General features: G+C 44.6%; 15 protein-coding genes. 1 reads left to right on the top strand and 14 read right to left on the bottom strand.

Annotated features, from left to right (window positions below):
- The 3 genes from ACRD7P_RS13440 to ACRD7P_RS13430 form a co-directional block, all read right to left on the bottom strand.
- Nucleotides 1–2,224, bottom strand: a 2,224-nt coding sequence (locus tag ACRD7P_RS13440) for a beta strand repeat-containing protein (protein ID WP_430908148.1), incomplete at its 3' end; no start/stop codon positions are given.
- 518 nt (nucleotides 2,225–2,742) lie between these two features.
- Entirely contained in the window at nucleotides 2,743–3,099 is a 357-nt protein-coding gene (locus ACRD7P_RS13435; protein ID WP_430908147.1) for an SPW repeat domain-containing protein, read from the bottom strand.
- Nucleotides 3,100–3,858: 759 nt separating this feature from the next.
- Nucleotides 3,859–4,938 (bottom strand): helix-turn-helix domain-containing protein, encoded by a 1,080-nt coding sequence (locus ACRD7P_RS13430; RefSeq protein WP_430908146.1) that lies wholly within the window; start codon nucleotides 4,936–4,938, stop codon nucleotides 3,859–3,861.
- A 417-nt stretch (nucleotides 4,939–5,355) separates the two neighbouring features.
- Between ACRD7P_RS13430 and ACRD7P_RS13425 the strand changes: the two genes are divergently transcribed.
- Nucleotides 5,356–7,836 (top strand): RHS repeat-associated core domain-containing protein, encoded by a 2,481-nt coding sequence (locus tag ACRD7P_RS13425; RefSeq protein WP_430908145.1) that lies wholly within the window; start codon nucleotides 5,356–5,358, stop codon nucleotides 7,834–7,836.
- A gap of 51 nt (nucleotides 7,837–7,887) precedes the next feature.
- Here the strand turns inward: ACRD7P_RS13425 and ACRD7P_RS13420 are convergent, their stop codons facing one another.
- The 11 genes from ACRD7P_RS13420 to ACRD7P_RS13370 form a co-directional block, all read right to left on the bottom strand.
- Nucleotides 7,888–8,466, bottom strand: coding sequence for a hypothetical protein (locus ACRD7P_RS13420; RefSeq protein ID WP_430908144.1), 579 nt, complete (start codon nucleotides 8,464–8,466; stop codon nucleotides 7,888–7,890).
- A 26-nt stretch (nucleotides 8,467–8,492) separates the two neighbouring features.
- On the bottom strand, nucleotides 8,493–9,041 hold the full coding sequence (locus ACRD7P_RS13415; protein ID WP_430908143.1) for a hypothetical protein: 549 nt from the start codon (nucleotides 9,039–9,041) through the stop codon (nucleotides 8,493–8,495).
- Between the two features lie 292 nt (nucleotides 9,042–9,333).
- The gene (locus ACRD7P_RS13410; protein WP_430908142.1) at nucleotides 9,334–10,665 is read right to left on the bottom strand and encodes a phosphatase PAP2 family protein; all 1,332 of its coding nucleotides are present in this window, start codon (nucleotides 10,663–10,665) and stop codon (nucleotides 9,334–9,336) included.
- 58 nt (nucleotides 10,666–10,723) lie between these two features.
- The gene (locus ACRD7P_RS13405) at nucleotides 10,724–10,861 is read right to left on the bottom strand and encodes a hypothetical protein (protein WP_430908141.1); all 138 of its coding nucleotides are present in this window, start codon (nucleotides 10,859–10,861) and stop codon (nucleotides 10,724–10,726) included.
- A 10-nt stretch (nucleotides 10,862–10,871) separates the two neighbouring features.
- Nucleotides 10,872–14,903: a response regulator gene (locus tag ACRD7P_RS13400; protein WP_430908140.1), complete on the bottom strand. Its 4,032-nt coding sequence runs from the start codon at nucleotides 14,901–14,903 to the stop codon at nucleotides 10,872–10,874.
- Between the two features lie 162 nt (nucleotides 14,904–15,065).
- The gene (locus ACRD7P_RS13395; RefSeq protein WP_430908139.1) at nucleotides 15,066–15,872 is read right to left on the bottom strand and encodes a hypothetical protein; all 807 of its coding nucleotides are present in this window, start codon (nucleotides 15,870–15,872) and stop codon (nucleotides 15,066–15,068) included.
- 560 nt (nucleotides 15,873–16,432) lie between these two features.
- Nucleotides 16,433–17,554 (bottom strand): galactokinase, encoded by a 1,122-nt coding sequence (gene galK / locus ACRD7P_RS13390; protein WP_430908138.1) that lies wholly within the window; start codon nucleotides 17,552–17,554, stop codon nucleotides 16,433–16,435.
- 76 nt (nucleotides 17,555–17,630) lie between these two features.
- Nucleotides 17,631–19,418, bottom strand: coding sequence for a glycoside hydrolase family 36 protein (locus tag ACRD7P_RS13385; protein ID WP_430908137.1), 1,788 nt, complete (start codon nucleotides 19,416–19,418; stop codon nucleotides 17,631–17,633).
- 286 nt (nucleotides 19,419–19,704) lie between these two features.
- On the bottom strand, nucleotides 19,705–21,267 hold the full coding sequence (locus ACRD7P_RS13380) for a RagB/SusD family nutrient uptake outer membrane protein (RefSeq protein WP_430908136.1): 1,563 nt from the start codon (nucleotides 21,265–21,267) through the stop codon (nucleotides 19,705–19,707).
- 18 nt (nucleotides 21,268–21,285) lie between these two features.
- Nucleotides 21,286–24,294: a SusC/RagA family TonB-linked outer membrane protein gene (locus ACRD7P_RS13375; RefSeq protein ID WP_430908135.1), complete on the bottom strand. Its 3,009-nt coding sequence runs from the start codon at nucleotides 24,292–24,294 to the stop codon at nucleotides 21,286–21,288.
- Nucleotides 24,295–24,460: 166 nt separating this feature from the next.
- The gene (locus ACRD7P_RS13370; RefSeq protein WP_430908134.1) at nucleotides 24,461–25,474 is read right to left on the bottom strand and encodes a GntR family transcriptional regulator; all 1,014 of its coding nucleotides are present in this window, start codon (nucleotides 25,472–25,474) and stop codon (nucleotides 24,461–24,463) included.
- Nucleotides 25,475–25,556: the final 82 nt, after the last annotated feature.

Here is a 25,556-nt window from a genome sequence, read left to right as displayed (position 1 = left end):
CATCGGTATCGGTACCGTTGGCCTCGAGGATGTCGGGTATCCCGTCGTTATCGGCGTCCCTGTCGAGATGGTTCGGGGTCCCGTCCCCGTCCTTGTCGAACCCGGGCTGTACCGCTCCGTTGTCGTCGCCCACGGTATCGTTCCCGTTGTTATCGTCCAGATATGCCGGCACGCCGTCCATATCGTTGTCGGCATTGGGATCGCTCCCCCCCGATTCCACGATATCGGGAATCCCGTCGTTATCGTCGTCCAGGTCCACGGCATCGGTCACGCCGTCGCCGTCGGAATCTATAGCGGAACCGTTGATGGTAATGGTCAAGTTGGCGGAATCGACATTTCCGGAATTGTCGATAGTGTCGATTAAGGTATAGGGAATTACATCGGTCAAGGTATCCCCAATCAAAAGATTTGATACCAAGGGATTGCTGGTGTCCGGTATGTAGGAGTAGGTTCCATCCCCGTTTACGATAATGAATCCATAGGTGGTGGCTATTTGAGTTCCCACATTTCCGTTATTGCCATCTACTGCGCTGATACGTGGTACGGCCGTACTTTGCCAATTAAGATCTGATATTCCGGCAATTTGCCCTGCATTGTCGGAAGCTGTAGCATCTGGTCCGTAGTTATAGCTCAATACTACTTGATCGACAGGCGTATCAAAATAAATATTTATGTTACCATGTGCATCTTCCGGTGGAACTACCCCGGTCCCATAAAACGTATTCGTATTCGGCTGCATTACCGACCCTGAAACTTGTGGAATAAACGATACGTTCGTTCCCGATAACAGACCGGAAACCTGCATTTGATCTTGCCACGAATCGTTTTGGGACCAATCGATATCGGAAATGGTAAAGGAAAAGTTTACGATGGGTTGGTCAAAATCAATGGTCAATGTTGTACTGGGACTGGGATTGATGGAAGCATCGATTGCAAATAGGAGGTAACCGGTATGCCCGCCATTGGTCGCTGTTTGTAAGGAAACCTGATTTTGGCCGGGTATCCCGATTCCTCCAGGATCTGTAGATGTAAAATCGAGGGTGACACCATCCACCGTTCGGGAAAGGCCGTTAACAGGTTCCAGATTGGCGAATTGGTTTTCCCAAATGAGTTGGGATAGTGGTCGGTCGCCACTGTCGGTACCAAAACCGTCATCGTCAAAAATAACATTTCCAGTAGCTGCGGAACCCCATACAGTCACCGTATTGGTATTGTCGGTCGCAATCGGAAGTTCATCCACCCCATTAATGGTAATGGAAACATATCCATAGTCGATATTACCGTTTGCATCTTGTATTCCGTAAGAGATAATGTCGGTCAGCACCGTTCCGTTTTTTAAGCCCAATACGGCGATGTTCGTTTCATCCACATCATAGGTATAGGCGCCATTCGCCATTACGGTTATGGTTCCGTAGGTGGAGTTGAAGGGATTGTTTACACTGGCAGAATATCCATTTACTTCGGAAACGGAAAGTGTGTCCCCCGATGAAAGATCGGTATCATTGGCCGCTAAATTTCCAGAAACGGTAGAAGTATCGTCTGCCGATACGGAATTGGTGTCATCAAAAGCTTGTGGGAGGTATTGAACATTGATAAAGGCATCGGCGCTGGAAGTACCTTGAACATCGGTTACGGCGACCGTCATGGTACGTACACCCTCGGTGGCACCACCGGAACCGCGTTGGTTTCCATACAGAAAGTTGGCCATAAAAATGTTAAAATTCGCTACGGGAATAGGACCGGAGCCACTATCGGTTATGGAAAATACTCCAGGACCGGTGTTCGTAACCGTCAGGGTACTGCCTCCCGCCGTGATATTGGATGGGCCTGCCGTGGTGGATAAATTATAGACTGCGCCAATCCCTCCGGTACCACTGTCTATGATACCAACAAATTCGTCATTCGTGTCCGTTACCCCAACAAAGGATATTGTCGCGTTTAAGATGTTTCCGTCATCGGTAGAAACTGCGGCACCAAATTCTACGGTCGGGCCTACCGAGCCCGAAACGGGTTCGGAAACTACATTGGAGTTTACGCCGGCTTGGGTACCGTTCAAATCAATTACCGGTGGTGCCATTGTCGGGAATTGGAGAAAAAATAGTGCGGTAGTCGCCTTTTTTTGAGCCCCAAAAACATTTTCGTTAGGGGCAATACATAGCGGATTACCGTTGGCTATGGAATTCGCGCTTACGGCAGCTGTTAAAGGTAGGAATAGAAAAATCAAGAAACATGAAACCTTTTTTCCAAGTTGGGTAAGAGAAAAGGATTCGTTTGTGAAAGGGCGAACGTCGTACTTCATGATAGGTAGCATGGATCTAAAAGTTAAAATGGTCTTAAAAAAGGAGCGATAAACCTAGATTAATTTTTCTTAAACTTTCATTTTTTGTTGTAAAATCCTACAAATATGATGTGTAACATTATTTTAATATTGATAGGGAATACATGCCGTTAGGATAATCTATCAAATGAGACGTTACCTTTTTTAATCAAATAGACCGTGATTGCTTGGGTATAGGAGGATGTGCTAATGGGTGATGGAACCAGATTCCATGCTCTTTGTTCGCAAAGGCCTAGGGTACGACACCTTAATGAATAAGTCTAAAGGAAAAGGGTATTCATCCATTAGTGTTTTACCGTTCCGAGGGTATAAGGGAATGAAGATTGGAAACACAAAAAGCCCCTGCAACCAAGAGCTTTTCTTACTGTTTATATGTTAAAGGAATACTTTTGAGGGAAAGTCGGTCAGGCGGCGACGGCTTCCGGCTTGTGTAAGCTTACTACCGTCAGTACCGCTATACCATTTACCCAATAGTAATAGGCATCGATACCTTGAAAGGAAAAAATAAAGGGCGCAATCACAAATAGGACCGCTACCAAAAAGTCGACCGTTAGATGCATTTTATATGGCACCACCCTTACGATTCCCAAGTGATGGTCCGTTAATACGGTCAGTACAAACGCCGCGATACCCACGATCAACGATAAATATAGGGCCATGCTGTTCGTACCGCCCAAGCCCAAAAGAAAGGGTAGTACCATTAACGCTATTGCTACAGGATAATCCAAAAAAGCATGGATCCGTTTCGTTACAAATTTCATAATTGAATAGATTTAAAGGTTTTTAAAAGTGTTTTTATACAGTTGTTTCCGGTTGTTTTACTCCGAAGGCGTCGGTTTGGTTCTATTTTTTTGGCCGACCAAAGCTGTTCGGGATGCAATACGATAGTGTTCAAGAACAAAAAATACGTTTCCTATTTTACGCGAAACGGGTTAGGTTCGACCCGGGATTTGGTACCTGTATCACATCCTAACCTTCTACATCGTAGCCGGTCTTTTAAGGATGATTACATTGCAAAGATGGGCCTATATACTAGTTTGGACGCTACAAAAAAAGGACGAAGAATTGTACTTTATGTTTGGGTTTGGAGATGCGTGTTTAGAATGATGTTCCAAGAATTTTGTAGCCTGGTCGGTTTTTAAAGATGGTCGATTGGGTTTGGACGAGATCTACAACCATTGCCGCGGCAGGGCATCATAGGTAGGGCAAGGTGTTGTAGACATGGATTTGCTTTGACGAAAATATGCCCCATCGCCGAACTTTACCGGCACCACCTTTAGGGGCCCCTGATTTTCGTTTATCACCTTTAAGTGGCTCTAGGAAAGAACGGCCATTCGTAAGTATTGACGATCGGACGGATACCAATGAATGCGACCGGCCCAAAAAACGTTTGGAGGCAATCGTTTTTTGGGCTGTCGGGACAATTTTAAGAAGCTTTTAGCAGCGCTTCGGTTATACGGTTATAGGCTTTTTTATGAACGTTTCTTTCCAGACGGCACCCGAAACGGCAACAAGCTGTTTTAGCTACTTTGATACAAGTGGTGAAATGTTGTCTTTTTTTGTTTGAATTCCGTAGGAGTGCTTTGGGAATAGTGTTTGAAGAACCTTGAAAAATGGTTGGGTTCTTCAAACCCCAGTTTTCTGGAGATGGATGTAACGGATTGTCCTTCCCACAGCATCGATTTGGCGGTATTCACCAGCTCGAATCGTATGAGTTGACCAAGGGAGGTATTCATTTTATGACGTACTTTAACGGACAACGCTTTTATGGAAAGGTTCATTTTATCGGCGTAAAATTCAAGGGACCTTTCTTGGGTGTGGTATTTTTGAAGCAGCTCCAAAAGGTCTTGCGAGAATTGGTCGCGGTGTTCAAAATCAAAGTTTTCACGAAATTGTTTCGGGCTTTGTCCGGTCGATTTTTTAAAGAAGCGGTTGAAATAGGCGTCATCCTTAAACCCCAGGTCATAGGAAACTTCTTGAATCGTTTTCTCGGTAAATGCAACTTCTTTTTGGCTTTCGTTTAGCCTTTTGGATTGGATCAGACCGGTAAGGGATAGCCCAACTTTGTTTTTGAAAAGCGCTTGAACGTTATACCCTCGATCATTGATCTGGTTCATAAGGTCGTTACCGGACAATCGGTTTGCATATTCTTTATCGATAACTTCCTTGATATCGAAGATAACCTGATACTCTTCCTTGTTGGCATTGAACGGATTTTGCCAATACCACTGTTTGGAGGCGACGGTCATAATATCCGTAGCCGTATTGGCGGACAAACGCTCCGATAAAAAAGAGCTGCATTCCGTGCATTCCGGTAAATCGATATATCCCAAGGAAACCAAATGCTTGAACAATACACGGAATTCCGAGGCATGCAATTTTCCTTGGTCCGAAAATTCAATTTTACGGACCCTAAAATTGTCCGATAAAAATTTAATGTATTGGCCTTTTTCTAAAAAAATGGCTTTTTCCTGCCAGTCGAAATAATTCTTAAAATCGACTTGGATGCTTCCCGTTCCAGAAATGATATGGAAGAGCGAGTGCCGTTCCATCAGGTAGACCTTATTGATTTCGGGATGGAATTTTTCAACGTTTTGCATAAGCGATAGTCGATTACGGGGTAGCGCTTTCGCGGCTCGATTTCAAACGGGGTTCTCACCAAGTAGTACGGAAGGCCTTGCACCCATCTCATTTCTTTGTCGTAGTTTTTGAAAAAACCTTAAGCCGAATTGTAGAAATTATTCCCTCAAGAAAATTGGTAGTAGTATTCCTTCAAAAGCGATGATGGAACGTTTTGTTCACCGTTCATACAGGATTTGGAGCAACACAAACAATTATTTTGGGTCCCTACCGCTAAAGTGAATACTTTTCCATTAATGGGAGTTTTTGTCGTGGTCACCGGGAATCAGCATGCCATTACGGCAACGGAAGTCTTATTTCCTTGGGATTAAAAGAGTTTTTATTTCCCACGTGGCTCACGCAATAACAAAGATTTCCACTCCTTAAAACCGCTTATAATGTTTGATGCAGATACCTACAACATACCGCATTGGGAAGCAGATTCCGATATGGAACCTGAGGTGTTCACCGAAAAAAAAAGTTACGATGCTAAAAACAGGCCAATTCAGGAACATACCGGACGGCTTGGAGGAACCCTTTCCGTTGTAGACTACACGTATAACCAGGCAGGGCTGTTACGTGAAGTAAGGGGTAACATTGCCCAAAAAGGGCCATTGGTATATGTACGGGATATCCAATATGACGAAAAAGGACAACGGAAAGCGATTTTTTATGGGAACGGTTCGGTTACAAGGTATGGATACGATGAAACCTCTTTTCGACTGGTACGAATTAGAACCGTGAATACTTCGGAAACGCTTCAAGACCTTAATTATACCTACGATTCCGTTGGAAACCTGACCAGTATCGAAAATTTGGCACAGGACACCATTTTTTTTAACAACCAGATGACCGTTCCTGGCCAGACTTTTGTTTATGACGCCCTGTACCGGTTGATAACTGCCAAAGGACGGGAACACATGGGACAAGCGGGCGTACATGCCAGTATACCGGATTCAAGGATAGACCATTTGCGAACCGCATTGCCACATCCCGGTAATGGAACAGCGCTTCAAAAATACCGCCAACACTATACCTACGATGCTACGGGAAACTTGCTCAATATCCGTCATTTGGGCGGTTTGGGGAGTTTAACGCATCGGTGGACCAAAACTTTGGGTTACAACAATAATGATGGAGATCGCCAACGTTTAGGGGTAGCACAAACCGTTAAAAAGAACAATCAATTGTTGGACTATACCCAAGGCGCTGACGTACAGCGTTACACGCATGATCCTCATGGGAATATGGAGGGATTGCAACCAAATACACCGCAACAGTTCGGTTTAACATGGAACTGTTTCGATCGGTTAACGCATGTATCCATTATTCAGGGCACTGCCCACTATTGGTACACGATAACAGGAACACGCAACCGCAAAACGATTACCGATGGCAACCGCATAACTAAAGAACGGGTGTATTTTGGAAATTTGGAGGTCTACCGCGAGTTCGACCCAGATGGTTCGGTGCGATTGGAACGGGAGTCGTTCCATATCGCGGGCAATGCCGGTCGGGTAGCCTTGGTGGACACCAAAACGATCGCTGCTGGATCGGACACCACTGCCGATCGGTCGGTACGGTATCAGTATGCGGATCATCTGGGGTCTTCGGCCTTGGAATTGGATGCTTCGGGAGCCCTTATTTCGTATGAGGAGTATTATCCCTACGGCACCACCTCGTACCAAGCGGTGGATCAAAGCGTAAAGGCCGCTGCCAAACGATATCGGTATACCGGTATGGAACGGGATGAGGAAAGTGGGATGAACTACCATACCGCACGTTATTACCTGCCGTGGTTGGGAAGATGGTCGAAACCTGATCCCATTGGCACCAATGGAGGGATCAACCTTTATGAATACTGCGATTCCAACCCTATAAATAAAATAGATCCGGGAGGGTTGGATGGTTTTAGCCTGTCGCCGAGTCGTTTTAGCCTTTTGGACGAGTCAGATCGACTACGGCTCGATCCCATCGATCCGGATTTAACGGTACCCGAGGTTTCATCACCGGGCCCCGTGGCCGCCACCGATGCTGGAAGCGGGAACACCACTGCGGCCGCGCCCGATACTACTACGACCACTTTTGGGCCGTTAACGATCGATAATGGTCGTTTGTCCGGTTATCCCCTTATTCCAACAACACCCTTGTCGGAGTCGGGAGATTTCTTTTACGCTCCGGGACGGTACTTTTTTACGGACTTTCCCTTAGTAAGTATTATTTCCTTTTCCCAATACACGAACTCCGATCAAAGAATGCAGTTTGGCCAGACAACGGGGAATGCCCGTAGCGATTCCTATACCGCTTTACGGGTGGGAAACGACCGTTTTCATTTGGATGTGGGATATCGTTCTACCATGGTTTCCAATGATGCCTCGCTCCATCAAATGCAACAGGTAGAGGAACAACGGGTAGGGGTGTTGGGACTACAGTTAGGACCTGTGGGTCTTGCCTATTGGAACGATCATGCGTTTTGGCCGACCGGGGACGGGGGCGATCAAGGGGATACTGCGGGCGCCAGCCTGTCCTATATCCCTAACAACGGCATCGATATGGGCAGTGGATGGTTGTTGAACAATCTGAGTTTAAATTTGAGAATGGCGACCGGAATTCCGGTGAGGGGAAGCGAGGCTTTGGAAGGCGGAGATGTAATATATCAAGAAGTGATACGTCCCGACATCTCGAGGGGAGATCTCTTTTTACAAGGGCAATTGTCCAAAGGAAACTATAACCTCGACATCGGTGCCGGGATCGATAGTGGACTGTTACGACATGCCATTCAAAGCGATTTGGTACATCGAAATCTGGATATCCCGGAGTTTCGGTCCGAAAGCCATTTTGGTGCCTATTTGTTCGTTAGGGGATATTTTGGAAATTGAGTTTTGGGAATCAAGCCCTATACCTTTGTTTTGGACTCATTTGAATTCTGGTCAATTGATGTCATTAGCGCTATTGCGCTCTTGTGCTATTCTTAAAATCGGTAATGGAAAACGAAAGGTATGTGTAAACGATTCTTTTTTGGTCATAGCATCGCTACCGCCCTTATGGTCTTCAAATTCGAAGTTAATGCTGGCATCTGCAAAGGCCTTTGCAATGGTTCCAGAACCGATATTATATTTTCTGGCAAAAATTTCTTTCCATGCCTCCTGACTGCTTTTGGAATGTTCACTGGTGTAGGTCAGTTCCCCTCTTTTTTGCCGTACTTCGATAACCACCCGTTTTGCGCTATTTAAAGTTATCGCCTGTGGTTTAAAATAGTAGTCGCCTTTGACCATGCTCGTTGGAATTTCCTCGATAAATGGATGGCCATGAATGGAAAAAATAGGTGTGGTATCGCATTTTAATTCCACCTTGCCCAAGCGTACCACTCCATCCTCGGATCGGGCAACGTTGAAATGTTTTAGATATAAAGATCCACAACTGACATAAAAACTTCCTAGTAAAGGACCATCTTCGGCGCGAAACAATAAGGTCAATTCGATTGTTCTAAAATCTTTTTTTTTGCTCATATGATTTGAATTTTTAGGTGCTTCGTTTATTCTGGATAATGGACCACTATTTTGGAAATTTTACCGTCGAGGCCATTTTTTCGGGTATAGTTCATTTCGATATTGCTACTATATATCGACTGTTCAAAGGTGCGAATGCAATAATTGAATATTTTTTTCTTGACCAGTATTATGGCAAAATCATCATTCTCCTTGCCTTTTGGGTTATCGTATACTTTTATTACCGTTCCTTTTGGTACTTGAATCAGGTTTACCGAACGGGCCTCATCGTTCTTCTGGGCACGTCCATCAAAATTTTTGTTCCCAATACTCTGTACCACATCTTGATCGCATCCGTTTCCTTCATAGAAGACGATTCGCGTACCCTCATTTGTTTTTGTGTCTAAATCATTTTGGGATGTTGTTCTCCCTTCGTCGTCGGTTTCCTTTATTTCGGAATCCTTGATTTCCTTTGGTTGCTCGTCGTCCACCAATATTGGTGGCATTTCTTCCATTTTTGGTTTAAGGAAAAAGTACAGGGCGGTACCCGCTACCAAAGCAATGAGTAATATCCAACTGGTTTTTTGCTTTTTCATGAAATCATGTTTAATTGTTGTTGAAAAGTACTGTTGTTTGAAATTATCGAGTACGAAACTATAGAGAAGCCTTAATAATGATTTTCAGGATAGTTCCAAAACTTTGTACAATGGTCTCAATTGGATTTTTTACCTAATTTTCTGTTGGGGAAGGAGCCATCGTGGTCGATAATTCTTGGATGCCGGTCATGGGAAATCTACTTTTTTGGCGTAGGTAGCAATCAATTTGTTGTCTTTTGAACGATACCCGTAATACACCTTGTTTTGAGTGATGTCGTTATTAGGACAAAAGTTACTTTTGTCCATACCGTATGTCGGTATACCGGTTCGGGTTTAAAAAGTGCTTTATCGTATGCTTTGCAATGGCCCTCCCTTGTCTTTTTCCCTCTTCCGTTGCAAAACCAAAGTGATATCCGTTCATGATCCTTGAATCGGCACATTCGTTTGCGGCCTCGTCCAAATCAGAATAATACCTTGTTTTTGAATTTGGCAAAGCGGTCGTTGATTGCATAGCGAACGAAACTTTGGCAGTACCGTAAATATGGGTTAAAATTTCTGCTCCCGCGGCACCGGTCGCCGCATGGGCCGAAGGATATTCGGGCCAAGGCGGGGTCACCATTTCCGGTTTCCAGTTTCTGTCTCCCCTTGTTTTTGTATTACCGTCCAATGCCGCATTTTTGATTGCGGTATAAGGCCTCCAGGTATCATAGTGATATTTGCTTTCCAAAGAGGCCAGGTAGAGGTCGTAGAGGTTCATGTTCAAGAGTGCGAACATTCTATTGGCAGCTACAATGGGTAGGGCTTTTTTCCGTGCCGTAATACGGCCGATCCTGTTCCAACTGTGTTCCCCGAATTCGGCCCACCAATGGGCGTAATCCGTTTGATCCGTTGTTCTCGCGCCACTATTTTTTTTCCCGAACGTTTTTACTTGCTCAAAGCTTTCCGCATAAGCCTGCGAAGCAATTGAGGGTGGGGCGGGAGATCGGAATTGGGTAAGGGAATCCAAGGTGAAGGGGCGTGCCACTGAAAAATCAGGTTTCAACACCCAGTCATAACCTGGGGTGTACCGATAGTTTCCCGGTTTGGTCATAGGGGTATAGTTCCCTTGTTTCCTATGCCCGTCATTTTTTCGAAATACGATCAAGTTGTTCGCTAGCCGTTCTCCAAAAGCGGTGGCCTCCGATCGGTTACTGGTATGGGGTATATTTTGCAACCACGCTTCGCAGACCATAGCGATAGTATCTTTCCTATCGGGGTACGCTTCCGTAAGGATTGTCTTGGTTGCCGTAATAGAGGCCGCTAACGGGTCAATTTTAGGGGCGCTTCCTTTAAAATGGTACGTTTTGTACTGAGCAGTCCTCGAATTGAAGATGTCATGTATGGCCAAATGTACCATGGCCAAAGCCCTCACACCGATAAACGAATAAAACTGATCGTGTTCGTTGGCAATGGTATAGGTGAATTTATTTATCTCCAGTACGAGTTCGTTTGAAACATTTGACAAATCCCTACTGGCGGAAAGTGTTCCTAATGTTTTACAGGAAGCTAGGGTAAAACTCAGCAATAAAGGTAAGATGCAATGTTTTAGGGCAGGTGTAAAAGTAATGCGGTTATTTTGATTCATAAGGAGCTCGGTTAAAAGTTGAATCAAAAGTAGATTTCTGGTAACGTTAAAGGATTCACTATAGTTCCAAAAGTTGTTCATTTGGTTTCAAAAGCGGTTTTGTAAAACCTTTTAGATTGTTCGCCAAATTACTAAAGGCACATACCGTCAATACGGCACCTACACCGATGCCACTGGAATTATCTGCAAGTGGCATCGTTTCGGTTTTATAGCGGAGGTTTTTGCGCGTTCTTGTAAGCGGATGGGGAAACACCATAAAGTTCTTTAAAACACTTTGTGAAATACGAAAGGCTGTTGAAACCTACTGCATAGGCAATTTGAGATACGTTGTCGCTTTGCCCTTCCAATAATTGGGCCGCCCGTTTTAATCGGAAATTACGCATCAATTCGCCCGGGGCATGGTCGGTAAGGGACTTTAGCTTACGATGCAATTGTGTTTTACTGATTCCCAGTTCCATTTGCATTTGCGGTACCCCAAAATCGGGATTCCGATGTTGTTCTTCCAACAACCGCAATACCCTTTTCAAAAACGCCTCGTCCATTGAATTCACTGTTATCGCGCTGGGTACTATGGTGGCTTTCGTCCCGAATAGCTTTCGAAGTTTGGCCCGTTCCAGGATTAAGTTTTTCACCCTTACTTTTACTTCCTTGCCGTTAAAAGGTTTGGTCAAATAGACATCGGCACCCATTTCCAAGCCTACTATTTTATTCTCGACACCCGCTTTTGCCGTAAGCATGATTATGGGGATATGGCTGGTTATACGGTCCGATTTTAGTCTTTTACAAAGCGTTATCCCATCAATTTTGGGCATCATTACGTCCGTTATTATCAAATCAGGGACCAATTCGATCGCTTTTTCCAAGCCCTGCTCCCCATTTGTCGCCTCGATTATTTCATAGGTTTCTTTTAACTGCTCCGCAATAAAGAACCGCATGTCTTCATTATCCTCTACAATCAGTATTTTGTTTGCATGTATGGCACTCGGAACACTACGTCTTATTGCCGTAATAGGGGGTGTTTCCAAAAGGGATGCCGATTTTGAAATCGATTGGTCGAATACGGCTTTATGGGACTTTATTTCTTCCATGGGCAGCACCACCTTAAAACTGCTTCCTTTTCCCAATTCACTTTCCACATAAATTTCCCCTTGCATCAGTTCTACCAACTCTTTGGTCAAGGCCAATCCGATACCGGACCCTTGCTTTTCCTTGGTATAGCTATCGTCCATCTGAAAAAAACGATTAAAAATATGCCCAAGTCCTTCGGGAGCAATTCCCTGGCCATAATCGGTTACCTTAATATGAAGGGAAGCTTCTTTGTACACTGCGGCTATTTTTACCGCCGCCCCATCGTTTGTAAATTTAAAGGCATTGCTCAATAGGTTATACATGATTTTTTCAAGTTTATCCCTGTCGAACGCTACCCATAAAAATGTCGAAGGAACCTTTACTTGGTAATCCATCCCCCGTTGCGCCGCATGAGAGCTAAAGGAGGATGCCGCCGAACGGATGCATTTAAAAATGTCTCCTTCTGAAGGATTGAGCTTTAGCTTTCCATTATCCAATTTTGATAGGTCCAAAAGCTGGTTCACTAATTTTAATAAGCGGTCGGCATTTCTTCGGATCATTCTTACATTGGAAGTGGTCAATATTTGGTCGTTTGATGATTCCAAAGCGTCTATTGGCCCTTTTATTAAGGTCAAAGGCGTTCTAAATTCATGGGAAATGTTTGCGAACAACCTCGTTTTCATGCTATCCAGTTCCTTCAAACGATTGGTTTGTGAAAGCAACAAGCTATTTTTTTCGGCCAGTTCTCCCGTACGTTCATTGATCAGGTTTTCAAGTGCGTAGTTTTTTCGTATCAAACGAGTGGACTTCCATTTCCATAGCATCAAAACCGTTCCCATGATCATGGCCAGATAAAGAGTATATGCCCACCACCTTAGATACCAAGGCGAAAGAATCTTAAAATGATAGGAAGCCGGTTCCCCTAAATTTCCCTGGGAATTTTTACTCCTTACACGAAAGGTATATGTTCCTTTAGGCAAATTGGTATACTCCTTACGGTTTGCTGTAGAAAAGGAAGACCAATTTTCATCGTACCCGTCCAAGCGATACTGGTAGGTATTGGAAAATTCATTAAAAAAACTAGGATTACTAAAGTTAAAACTAAAGTTGTTTTGCGCATGGGGTAATGAAGGCCCTCCCTCTGAAACCTGTACTTTGTAGCCGCCAAACAATATAGAATCCGTTTGGTAACCTACTTTTCTAATAATGGTCTTACTTTGCTTTTGTTCCTGTTGAACGATATTGAGGTCATACCGAAAAGTACCTTTTTTTCCTGCAAACCATGCTACATTGTTCAAGGGGTCATAAAAAAGTAATAGGGAAGCAATATATTCTTTGGCTATCGATTTTTTAATGTAAGTACCTGTTTTCTGTTTTAAGGCCAAGTATTGTATCGGGTTTTCGGAGTCGTTTTTTATGGAAAATAGAATGGTACCATAATTATCTACCGCTTCAACAAAAACGGTTTCCCCAGGGAAACCCAGTTTCGATGCCAACGTACCATCTTCATAAAATTTTTGCTCTTTTTTATTGAATCGGTACATTTTTTTATAGTACTTGGCAGAAAAGTAGACCTGGTTGTCGATTTTATATTGGTATAATACGTCATTGGGGTGGCCGTTTTTACTATCGAAACGGGCTATTTGTGGAGACTCCAATTGCAATGCTCGTTGCCGATCTTGAAATGAAACCTGGTAAGCGGCGCTAAAATTAGTGCCCAACCATAAATTTCCATTTGTCATTTCTATAACCGTATAGATCTCTTCTTTAATTTGGGGTATCGGCATGTTAAACTGCCACTGCCCATTCCGTTGTTCCATTGTCATCAAACCCTTTGTAGTACCGATGAGCACTTTTGAATCGTTCAATTTGGAACGCTTTAAACTTAAAGGATTACATTTTTGTAGGAGTTGCAAGGTTTGCTCCTTCAATTCGTAAATACCGCGTTCGCCTGCAACGAGCAACTGGTCCTTAAAAACGATAAGATCATGGATTCTAAATTGTGAATTTCCGATTTTAAAAAATGAAGGGGTCCTTTGTACGGAACTGTCTTGAACAAAAAGGCCGGCTTCGGTACCCAATACCATGCGCCCCTTAAAGCGATTCGCCTTTTGGCCCCAACCCCTGACGTTCACTTCATGTCCTATTTTCGAGTAAGCCGTATTGCGATAATTTAATTTAGTGATCCCAAAGCTTGTAGCGATCCACAAGTTGCCTTCCCGATCCTGAAAAATGTCCACGATCATTGAGGAAGAGAGGGTGTCGTCGGTGGCACGCAAAAGTTGCCTTCCAAAGGTGTCTATTACCACTAGTCCATCGCTAAGGGTGGCAATGGCAAAATTTCCACCGCGGAGCCGGGTAGCCCTCCCCAGAATGTTTTTGGTTAGAAAATCGTCCGCTTCTGTTTTAAAAGGTGTTATAGTACCGGAATCATATAATTCCAAATTTCTTGAGTTGGTACCGATCAACACTTGATTTTCTTTAAATGGCAGTATAAAGCGAATAGGGGAATCATTGTAACGGGCGCCATTTTTTAAGGGTCTTAGGGTATCTTTTTCAAGAACATGCAATCCTTTGCCCGAATGTAGTATTTGAACATATAGCTTTTGATCGGCATAGCTCGTTCGTATCGATTGCCCTGCTGCTACGGGCCAAGCTGTAAAAGCATCATCTTTCCATCGCAGTAAAACGTTCAACCCATTAAAGAAAACCCCTTGGGGAGTGGCTTGCAACTGCCAAACGGCCAAGTTCTCCCTATGTTTTGCATCTAAATGCTCCAGTAGCGATACATATTTTAGGTTTCCCATACTATCGGTGTCCAAATACCCAAGTTCTCCGTTCCCCCCTACATAAATCTTTCCGTTCCGATCTTTGGCAAGCGACATAACCCGGCCTTTGTTCGGTAGCGATAAGTAATCCCAATTACTGCCATCATAGATCAATAACCCCTTGTTACCAATATATAACAGCCCATTATCTCCTTGTACAATTACGTTGTTAAAAGGATCTTGGCCATAAATGTCGGGAGTGTACCTTTCATAAAAGGGAAACCCGCTTTCTTTTATGTGAATGGGAAGTTGGGGGTGTTGCGCGCCTACGATAGCCGGTAAAAAGAGGAAACCAAAAAGTACCCCCATTAAAAGGATTTTTTTTCGATGTGTTCTTTTCATTTTTTGGTCCATAAGGCTTTGGGATTGCTAAGGGCCCTTTAAAGTACAGATAGTTCACCGAAAACTTTTCCCTATAGTCCCAAAAGATAATACAAGGGTGCCAGAAGCGTTTTTCTTCGGACAGTTGCGTGTTTTAAAAATTTTGGCGAAGAAACACGGGTATTACTTTGTATTCGGTACGGTTCGTATCCAGGTCATATAGTGATAATCAAACTCCCCGGCTTTAAAGCTACCGTTAAGTTCGGGAATCGCGCTTTTCAGTTGTAAAAGCAAATCGTTCAGTTGCCAGCTTCCCTCTGTATGTACGCTGTCCTGAAATTTAAGGGCCATTATCCCTTGCTCATTATCTTCATAAGCAGTGACTCTATAGATCTTGAACTTGTTTTCGGGTACGACCAGGGCGTCAAAATGTTTGAGCATAACGGGTACCGTGCTATCGCTGTTTCCCAGAGAAGAGAGATGAACCGCGTTATAGGCCTGATGTTTGTTGTGGATATCCCCACACTTCCGATCCATACAGCCACGGTGTTCGTCCTTTAAAAAGTAAAGGGTATCCGAGGTATTGTATGCATGTATGCGCCATTGCTTTACTAGTGTATTAATTGGCTTTTGATCTTCTTTTTTGAGATGAATGGTATCCAAATTCCATTCGGCTCCCTTGCGGGCACCGCCTCCAAACGAACTGAATGCTACAATTTCCTTAGGAACATATCCCTTTTTATCGATGACTTCAAAAATGAAAAGGGGAGGAGCCTCCATTTGGAACATTTCGGTCAACAAAAACTGTCGGTATCTAATTTCCGGCAATCGAAAATACCCGTTCTCGTCCGTTTTGGTTTCTCCCACCGTACAATTGGTAACGGGATTCCCTTCAAAGTCGGCTATTGTTCCATATAGTCCCGGACGTCGGAGCCGTGACACACAAGAAGTCAAAACAATGCAAAGTAGGACAATCGGTAGGTGTTTCATTGGTTACAATTATTATTGTGACGCACGTACTTCAACGGAATACGCTTCCCAAGCATACCTAGGGGTACGGTCCTTTAACAGGTCTTCGGTATTACAGGGCATTCTGTAATTTTTTAGAAATCAAGAAACCACTGAACGCTAAAGCTGTACCGTTACGTTGATGCAATGTTGAAATATAAGTCATTCTTTTCCCAAGAACTTGGGCTTTTTAAATGGATATCGATTCCGTTTCCCTCTTATGGCATTTAATTTGGACAATGCTACGGATTTTTTCCTTGAAACCGATGCCGTCCACCATTTGGCCCATTTCTTCCGTTAAATCATAGGTACACCTCCATTGTCCAAGGAAAAACGAACTAATAAGACAAAGATATTCCTACTTTGTATAAATTGGAGTAGTATCGATGTGAAAAAAGGTTGCTTAACTGGGGGTATTCGTATTCCCCGTTCTTAAAATAAAGAGAGAAAAATCGGTATTTCGAAACGGTAGTGCCCATATCGGTTGTAATTTTCCCCAAGGCCGAAACAACCTACAAAAGCTGGGATGAAACAAATTAATGTCAGCTAGTTTGTGACAGCGCGGTACCATCGCCGGGAACCGTTTGAAAGTGCGAAAGTGAGTTGCCGAATTCGGACTCATAAGCAACTTTGGCCCGTTCGACAAAGGCCGGAACGGCTTTTTTATGGATAAGGTTCAAGGTGCATCCGCCAAAACCGCCGCCCATCATTCGGGCACCCAGTATCAGGGGTTCGCTCTTTGCCAAGCGTACTAGAAAATCCAGCTCTGGACAACTTACTTCATACAAAATGCTAAGGCCCTCATGGGTTTTATAGAGCAGTTCGCCCAGTTTTTTCAAGTCGTTCTCCTTTAACGCCTTTACCGCTTCCGATACCCTTGCTATTTCAGCGATCACGTAGGTGCAGCGCTTATAGGCTTTAATGCCCAAATGGGTTCCTACGGTTTCTAGCATATGCGGACGGACCTCCCGGAACGATTTTTCGATACCGTACGTCCTTGCCAGTAGATCGAGGCTAGTTTCACATTCCTGTCTTCGCTCATTATAGGCCCCTGTGGCCAGATCGTGGGCAACGTTGGTGTTTAGTAACAAGATACAATGGTCCCCCAGGTCCATTGGAATATACTCAAAATCAAGGGTAAGGCAGTCCAAATGGATGAGATGGCCCGCTTTACCTTGGACGGATGCAAATTGGTCCATAATACCGCATTTGGTGCCGACATAACGATGTTCTGCCGATTGGCCGATCTGTACCAGCTCCAAGTTGGACAGCTTTAGCCCGAAAAGTGAATTGAGCCCAAAGGCAAAACCACATTCCAAGGCCGCTGATGAGCTGACGCCCGATCCTACGGGTATCTCACTTCGGATATGGCATTCAAAACCCTCTAGACCGGCACTTCGTTCGTGGATTTCGAATAGTACTCCGATCAGATAATTGTGCCAGCCTTTGTCGCTTTTTTCCAACTGCTCCAGATTTAAGGATAAGGTTTCCCCGAAATCGTCGCTTATGATGGAGCAATGGTTTTTTGAACCGTTCTTTCGAAAGGTCAAAAACATGTGTTTGTCTATCGCCGCGGGCAGTACCCATCCTTGGTTATAATCGATATGTTCCCCGATCAGATTGATTCTTCCAGGTGATTTTACGATAATTTCGGAACGGTCCATGGCGAAAATTGGATTAATAATTTCCTTTTGAGGTTAAAATACCGGCTCTATCACCAGTAAACGTTTTACGGTTTTGTCATCCTTCCCTGGTCAAAGATAACATTCCGCCGGGAGGTACCGCTATGTTTTGTATTTCGGAATCAGAAAAATGGTCGCTTTGGACGGTAATATTTCCCATACAATCCCATACTTGAAAGGAAACGCCCGTGCCAGGGCTTTCTTTTTCATTGGAAAGCAGCACCGAGCTACTCGGTTTTGCATTAATGATATCGATTTTTTGCCACTTTAACGGTAGTTTTACCAAGGTGTCCGAGAACAGACCGATAATGGTATGATTGTTTTTTTGCGCTATGAGCAACGGGTAATTTTCCGTGGGAGATGTTGGTAGAAAATCAGAACTGAGCAATACCTCATGGTTTTCGTTCCAGTACCGGGTGTAAAAAGCGATCATTTTTAGGTGCTCAGGAGTGGCCTTGGTCAGCATTATTGAAATTTGGGGAACCCCAAAAAGGGTGTTCATATAATGAAGGGCGGCTATTTCTACAGTTTCCTGGGCGTGCCAGGTAACCATATCGGCATGAACGGCGGTATTACCGGCCAATAGTTTAATGTCGGTAATGCGAACACGGTTCATGGTATAGTCGCCGGGGCAGTCGAAGGCGCGCAACATATTACCATATTTTCGAATGGCCGGTCCGGTATACTTTTGCCGAAATTCGATAAAGATATCCGGTCGTATTTGTAACAGCGCATTCGTTATCGCTTTTAAGAGCAAGTCTACAGCAGTATTTATGGAAAGTGTGTCTTTGCCCGAAGGATCAAAGGTCGTTTCGGGATATTTTTTAAAGTCGTCGATAAAGTCCAGTTTCAGACCGTCCAAACCCCAGTTGGTGACGGCACCGACATACGTTTGTACCAAATATTGCCTGACTTCCGGGTATCTGGGATCGAATACCGGGGCCCAACGGTGGTTTTCGGTCAGGAATTTGCCCTTAAATTTGGTGTACGCTTTTGATTTTTTACCACAAAACGGAATGGAATACCAAACACCGACCTTCATGCCAATGGCCTGTATCTTTTTCACCAGACCACCAAAGTCCTCAAAACGATCAGGCTCCCAATCGCCCGTATAATCATATCCTCGATTGTTATCCTTGGTCTGCCAACCATCATCGATGATAATGGCCTCAAAACCCAGACTATGGGCAAGCGTACATTCAGCCAATAATAGCTCCTCTTCCAGATCTTGATGAAATTGGTACCAAGTGGAGTATAGCGGTTTTTTTGCGATGGCCGGGACGTTCATCGGTTTTAGGTCTTCCGAATTTTCCCACCAAAGCGCGGTATTTCGTAATGCTTCGGAAAAGTGTATGTTGCGGTGGTCCAAACGAATGTCGATACTAAAGTCGCTAATAGGGTAGTTGCATTCCGTAAAAAGAATGACCTGACAGTAAAAGAGATTGTCCTCTTCCCGGTATTTGGCGCTCAATTCCACGCGATTTACGGGATTGGAGCAGGAGAAGCACAGTATGTTTTCATCCTTATTGCCAAAAAGACAAAGTACCGGGGCGTCGATGGATATGCGCGACTCCAGGGTAGTCAATTCCCAGTCTGCCTCGATTCTTTTGGAAAAATCGGCAGTGGGTTTCCATAGTCCCTTTACGTTTACCGACGGCACTTTCCATTCCAGAACGATAGGGGAAGGAACAAATGCCTCGTTTTTTGATACGGTGAGACGGTATACCGATACCGCCTTTTCCTGTAAAATAGGTGCTAGCTTACAATCGGCATCGTTTGCATTTGTTTTTATTTGAATGGTTTCGGCCATTTTCGTGAAGGTATTATCGAATGTTCGTACGTCCATTTTCCGCTTTTGGTTTTTAAAGCTGTCCCTTTAGAATTAAGTTGTAACATTCAGCTACAAATTTCATACTTGCACTATTCTCTTTAAAAGTGTTTGGCGACATACGCACGGAATATATTACTAAAACTGGGTTTTTTAAACCATTGATAAGGGGTACAATTGGCTTTCTGGTATCCCCGGGTCGCTTTGGGTACATTGGCTTTGTCAAAAGAGCCAAGCAATATATCGCTTGGCCCTTCGGACAACTCGCTATTTAAACTAACTCAATTTGAAAGTCTCTTATTGCTCAATAACCTGGATTCTGATCTAGGTTGCCGTTAGCATCTATTTCAGAGTTCGGTATCCATACCAATTCATGTTTGCCAAGTTCAAAAACACCTCCACTGATCGATTTCGGATGTGGTCCGTGAAGGGATGTTGCGCCCAAGTAATCATCGGCGAGTCCCCATCGAACCAAATCAAAGAAACGATGTCCCTCTATGGCAAGTTCCATTGCCCTTTCGTTGATAATGGCGGTACGCATGTCTTCCTGACCGATAGTAGGGTCGGTATCGGCCAATAAGGTGAGTCCCGCACGTTCCCTTACCTGGTCGATAAAGGGAATTGCTGCTGGGGTCTGTCCATCCTCGTTCAGGGCTTCGGCGAGCATTAACAGCACATCTGCATACCGGATGATCCGCCAATTGTTTCCTACGTTGGTTCCCAGAAAATCTACTTGGTCCCGTGATCCAAGATCCAACCCGGCGTACTTTCTAGTGAATATGGCAGGCAATCCCGCGTCATCCGCTGCTTGAATGTCTTCGGCAAAGTCGGTGGTATAGTCGCTACCGCCGTATCCCGTGGCACCGGCATAATCATAAACAATGGAAGCATTGCGGCGTACGACGTCCCCTTCTGCCTCATAAAGGTCCCGTAACCATGGATTGATCAAATGGCTACGGTCCGGAGATTTGGATGGTGGGGCATAATCGATATGATAGTTGCCCATGGTCCCTGTTCCCGGAATATCGGTTCCCCAAACAAAAGTGGTCTGTCCTAAGAATTGAAGCTCGAACACCGATTCCGAATTGTTCTCATTAGTGGTCGTAAAATTGTCCTCATACTGTTCGGCGGGCAATAGGCTATACCGACCCACAAGGGTATTCAAGGTTTGGTGGGCATTTTGCCATTGCCCTAAGTACAAATAGCTTTTCCCTTTCAATGCCGTGGCGGATCCAGAGGTTGGTCTACCAAGGTTGGCGCCGTCCCAGGTTTCCGGTAAAAGGGTTTCTGCTGCTTCAAGATCGGAAATGATCTGTTCCCAAACGGTGGCGGGAGCGGTCTGTTCTACCAACAGATTATCCAGGTCGGGAAGTTCGGTAATCAGGGGAACGTTCCCGTATAAATTGACCAGATACCAATAATCGAAAGCTCTTAAAAAGTACGCTTGGCCGACTAGGGGATTGCGAATTTCGGCGTCCGGTATTCCCTCTTCGTTCACCTTGGCGATAATGTTGTTGCAACGTGCTATGGATTTATAGAGCTGTTGCCAAGGCTCTACCGCCCAACGATCACCGGGATTTCCCAAAAAAGTGGACATTGCGGTATTGCTGCCAAAATCAAAAATATTGAATTCGTCCGACCGTAGCATGGCTCCGGTATGTACGATCCTTCCCCAAAAGAAGGTATCCGTAATAGGGTGAAAAGCACCGTTTACCGCCGCTTCCACTTGGGCCACGGTAGAACCGAAGTTTTCGGTAGAAGTGGCGTTGTTGTTCTGTTGGTCCAATAGTTCATCGGAACATCCCAATGTCAACAGGAAGGACAAGAAGAGCGCTCCGGGAAATCGAAATTTTACATTCTTTATCATCGTTATCATTTTTTTATTTTAAAAAGTGGCTTGTACACCAAGCATAAAAGTTCTTGCATTAGGGTAGGCCCTCGCATCGAGACCCCTTCCCAATAGAGGGTTCACAGGTGCCCGCAAACCGGGGACACCGGTGTTTCGGTTGGCACGACCGCCGTTTGTGGAAGATACGTCGGGATCGTACCCGCTGTATCCGGTAAGTACGAATACATTTTGAACGTTCAACGACAAGCGTACGTTCTTTACCCAATCCACCTTAAAGAAATCGTCGTTAAAGGTATATCCAAGGTCTATGTTTTTTAACCTAAAATAAGAACCGTCTTCCACAAAGAACGAAGAAGGTGCCTTGTTTCCTGCCGGGTCGGAGATCGATGCCCTTGGAATATTGGTATCGGTATTGCTAGGTGTCCACGAGTTCAATACATCGGTGAGCTTTCCACCATCCTGCCAGAGGATACTGTAGTATCGTGCCAGGTTGTATATTTCATTTCCCTGAACACCGTTAAAGGCCAGTCTAAAATCCCATTGTTTGTAGGTCCCGTCCAAATTGATACCATAGGTAAAGTCGGGCGTGGGGTCCCCGATGATCGTTTGGTCATCGGCATCTATTTCACCGTTACCATCAACATCTACCCGAACAAAATCTCCCGTTGTGGGATCTACCCTGTCCTCAACGATAAAACCATAATAGGCACCGATAGGTTGTCCGGCAAGTGTTCTGTTGACGACCCTTAGGTCTTCGTCAATGGCAGGCCCTAAAATCGGATTTGGAATTTCATCGGCCTTGCTCTCCAAGTTGAAGGCAAAATTGGTTCCTACGGCAAAATTAAAATCCCCTTCCGACTTTCGGTAGGTAAGGTCCACTTCAAGACCGCGATTGATCAAGGTACCGGCGTTTCGGGTGACCGGTAAGCTTACACCACTGGTAGATGGCAGGTTGATGGCCACCAATACATCTTCAATATTTTTGGAGAAATAGTCCGTGGTCAAGAAAAATTTGTTATCCAGAAAAGACATGTCCACACCAATATCGAAGGTTTTTGTAGTCTCCCATATCAGGCTTGGGTCAGCCAAGGTAGTCTGTGCCAAGCCCGTCGCCAAAGCCCCTCCGAAAGAAGTATTGGATTGGTTGGCCAAAAACACGGCTTCAGTGGGATAGAAAATATCCGGATATGATCCCAGTTCCCCATAAGAGGCCCTTAGTTTAAGAAAGTTGATTTTTTCCGAATCAAAAAAGCCTTCATCACTGATGTTCCATGCACCGGAGAAGGAAGGAAAATACCCCACCTGATTGTCCGCTGCAAATCGCGAGGAGGCATCCCTACGCAATGTCGCCGAAAAAATGTATTTACCGTCATAGTTATAATTGAAGCGCCCAAAGTAGGATTCCAGTCCCGCCTCGTTGTTGGCCCCTAACAATACCAGCTCGTCACTGGCAGCCAAGGCGCTGATGGTCCGAATGTCGTTGGTGGGGGTTCCTTGACCAAAAACACCGTTGCTTTTTTGCGACTCCTTAAAAAAGGTGTACCCGAGTACGGCACCGATTTTGTGGTTTCCGAATTCCTTCTCATAATTTACGGTCGGTTCTACGAGCACATTGATGTCCTCTTGCCGAAAATCGGTCAGATCGTTTTGTTGGTTGACGTTCAGAACCGCGTCCACATCGCTCATGAAAAAGGTGGGGGTAAACTGAAAGGCGTTGGTCACTACGTAATCCATCCCAAAGTTGATGGAAGCGGTAAGGCCGTCAGTGACTTCGTAGTCCAGTTTTGCACCTCCAAAAATGGTTCTTGTCGTAACAAGGTTGTCTTCCAAAGTGGCAAGTCCATATTGGTTTACACCGCCAGGACCGTGTATATCGGCAAAGGGAGCCTCAAAACCGCCGTCATTGGCCTCGTTTCGTAAACGGAGGGTGGGAACGGACACCCCGTCCCAACCGAACCAGTTGTTTTCTTGTAGGCGCCCTTCCGTAATACCAAGGGATTCCGTTAATCTGAATTTACCAAAATTGAATTGGCTGTTCACCCTAAAGTTGATTCTTCGGAACCCGGAACCGACCAAAATACCGTCTTGATCAAAATAGTTTCCGGAGGCGTAGAAGGAGGCGTCCTCACCACCGCCCGAAATACCAAATCCCATTTCCTGTACGACCCCAGAACTTAAATTTTCGTCCTGCCAATCGGTATCCACACCGTTCCAATCCACTCGAGTGGACTCCCCATCATTTTCAAAACGCTGGTTCAGGTAATCGGTGTACTGTGATCCGTTAACATAGTCCAACTGTTTGCTTGGCGTATCGAACCCGATACGGGACCTGAAGTCCACTTGTATGCCCTGACCCGTTCGGCCATGGTTGGTTTTTATGAGAATAACCCCGTTGGCCGCCCTGGCACCATATATGGCGGAGGCCGCCGCATCCTTCAATACCGAAATATCCTGAATGTCGTTGGGGTTGATGTAGTCCATATTATCTACGAACAGACCGTCCACTACATAAAGCGGTGCTGCGTTGCTGAGCGAGTTTACCCCTCGAATGAACACATTGGCGCTACCGCCGGGCTGTCCTCCAAAACTTTCTACCTGAACACCGGCGAGTTGCCCTTGCAGCGAAGTTGTAGGGTTACTGGCCACTACATTTACGATAGCATCTTTTTTTATCGTAGCTACGGAGCCCGTAAGTTCACGCTTATTAGAAGTACCATAACCTACGATGACCACTTCGTCCAATGCTTGGGTATCCGGATTCATGAGTTGGTCGATCGTGCTTTGCCCGGCCACGGGTACTTCTTGGGTTTGATACCCAATGTAACTAAATACCAATATGGCATTTTCGCCAACACCGATACTGTAGTTTCCATCAAAATCAGTAGTAACACCATTTGTGGTGCCTTTTTCTACAATGTTCACGCCCGGTAGGGGACCTTGGTCATCCGATACGGTTCCGGAGACCGTGGTTTCCTGCGCTACGACGGTAACCATGAACAAGAGGGCCAATACCGATAATAGCCCTTTGAAGCGGTTTGTTTTCATAAGTGATGCTTTAAGTTCAGATTAATTAGTGTACTATGATAGTCTATGCTACTTGTCAAATGTAGAAAAAAAATGATGATAAAATATTTTTAGGGCATAAAAAATAAGATTTTAACAATTAAAGGTGAGAATACTAGGAAAGCTTCAATTAGGGGAGGTGTCGTATTTATAGCGATCCCCGATCTATCAAAGTTGTGGGAACTATCGTTTTTAGGCCGCTCAGGTTACGGATGTTGGTCGCGGTATCACGGGCCATTTCCTTAAAGTCCGTAGATATGGTGGTAATGCCCCCGGATATGATTTCTTTTACAATATGGTCGTTAAAGGACAGTACGCCCAAATCTTTACCGATTCTAAAATCATTGTTACGGCAGTCCTTTAACAAGGACCATAGATCGGAATCATTTATAAACAGGTAAAGCCGATCTTTGGCGACACTATCAGGTTCATATTGTTCTAAAACGTCGAAAGGCAGTCCATGATCACTGCAAAAGTTTCGAAAGGATCGTAATATTCCCGCTGGATAATCGCGGTCGTTCCGGAAAAAAAGGACCAGCCGTTTATACTTTTTAATTTTATGTTTTAAATGCACTAAGTTGTCGTAGGTACTTTTTTCAAACTCTTGGGTCACGTAAGAATAGGTATTGCCCAAATCGATGAAACGGTCGACAATCAGTAGTTTTTCCGGAGCTAGCGTACCAAGCAATCGCCTGCTGCGCTCACTTTCGATCGGCGAGACTATGTACATGCCGTATTTGCCACTGATATTGGCATAGATGGTTTCAAATACATCATCATTGTTGTGATGGAAAAAGACATCGATCTGTACCGAATCACCAAATTGCTTTCGAAGCGAGTTGTAGAACTCCTGTTGGAAGCGTTGAAAGGAATACAAGATCAACGCAATTTTAAGGTAGCGCTCCGTTTTATCGCTAATTACAAAATATCCTTTGGTCTTTTTCGACTCGATCAAGCCTTTGCCCTTAAGTTCCTCATAGGCTTTGACAATCGTTTTTCTTGCGAAGCCCACCTCGTCCACCATGATGTTTATGGAGGGCAATTGATGCCCTACCTTTAAATGGCCGGAGTTGATGGCGTCAATAATTCCCAGGACCAGCTGCTCGTGTTTGGAAAGGGAATTAACCTCCTTAAGTCTGTCGATGAAATTGGTAAGTTTCACGTAAAAGTGGTATTGCGCCGGTGAATTTACGGGAAAAATACTTCTTCTCCACTATCCAAGGCCCAGTAAGCATATACGATTT

This window comes from Maribacter sp. 2-571 (assembly GCF_050589625.1).
GTDB lineage: Bacteria > Bacteroidota > Bacteroidia > Flavobacteriales > Flavobacteriaceae > Pelagihabitans.
The sequence above is the reverse complement of the archived record's forward strand: the minus strand, read 5'-3'. Positions and strand labels throughout refer to the sequence as shown.

What these genes read in the sequence shown, in the direction of transcription:
- ACRD7P_RS13435 (WP_430908147.1), bottom strand. Translation starts at nt 3,099, where the DNA reads ATGAAATTTGTAACGAAACGGATCCATGCTTTTTTGGATTATCCTGTA.
- ACRD7P_RS13430 (WP_430908146.1), bottom strand. Translation starts at nt 4,938, where the DNA reads ATGCAAAACGTTGAAAAATTCCATCCCGAAATCAATAAGGTCTACCTG.
- ACRD7P_RS13425 (WP_430908145.1), top strand. Translation starts at nt 5,356, where the DNA reads ATGTTTGATGCAGATACCTACAACATACCGCATTGGGAAGCAGATTCC.
- ACRD7P_RS13420 (WP_430908144.1), bottom strand. Translation starts at nt 8,466, where the DNA reads ATGAGCAAAAAAAAAGATTTTAGAACAATCGAATTGACCTTATTGTTT.
- ACRD7P_RS13415 (WP_430908143.1), bottom strand. Translation starts at nt 9,041, where the DNA reads ATGAAAAAGCAAAAAACCAGTTGGATATTACTCATTGCTTTGGTAGCG.
- ACRD7P_RS13410 (WP_430908142.1), bottom strand. Translation starts at nt 10,665, where the DNA reads ATGAATCAAAATAACCGCATTACTTTTACACCTGCCCTAAAACATTGC.
- ACRD7P_RS13405 (WP_430908141.1), bottom strand. Translation starts at nt 10,861, where the DNA reads ATGCCACTTGCAGATAATTCCAGTGGCATCGGTGTAGGTGCCGTATTG.
- ACRD7P_RS13400 (WP_430908140.1), bottom strand. Translation starts at nt 14,903, where the DNA reads ATGAAAAGAACACATCGAAAAAAAATCCTTTTAATGGGGGTACTTTTT.
- ACRD7P_RS13395 (WP_430908139.1), bottom strand. Translation starts at nt 15,872, where the DNA reads ATGAAACACCTACCGATTGTCCTACTTTGCATTGTTTTGACTTCTTGT.
- galK (WP_430908138.1), bottom strand. Translation starts at nt 17,554, where the DNA reads ATGGACCGTTCCGAAATTATCGTAAAATCACCTGGAAGAATCAATCTG.
- ACRD7P_RS13385 (WP_430908137.1), bottom strand. Translation starts at nt 19,418, where the DNA reads ATGGACGTACGAACATTCGATAATACCTTCACGAAAATGGCCGAAACC.
- ACRD7P_RS13380 (WP_430908136.1), bottom strand. Translation starts at nt 21,267, where the DNA reads ATGATAAAGAATGTAAAATTTCGATTTCCCGGAGCGCTCTTCTTGTCC.
- ACRD7P_RS13375 (WP_430908135.1), bottom strand. Translation starts at nt 24,294, where the DNA reads ATGAAAACAAACCGCTTCAAAGGGCTATTATCGGTATTGGCCCTCTTG.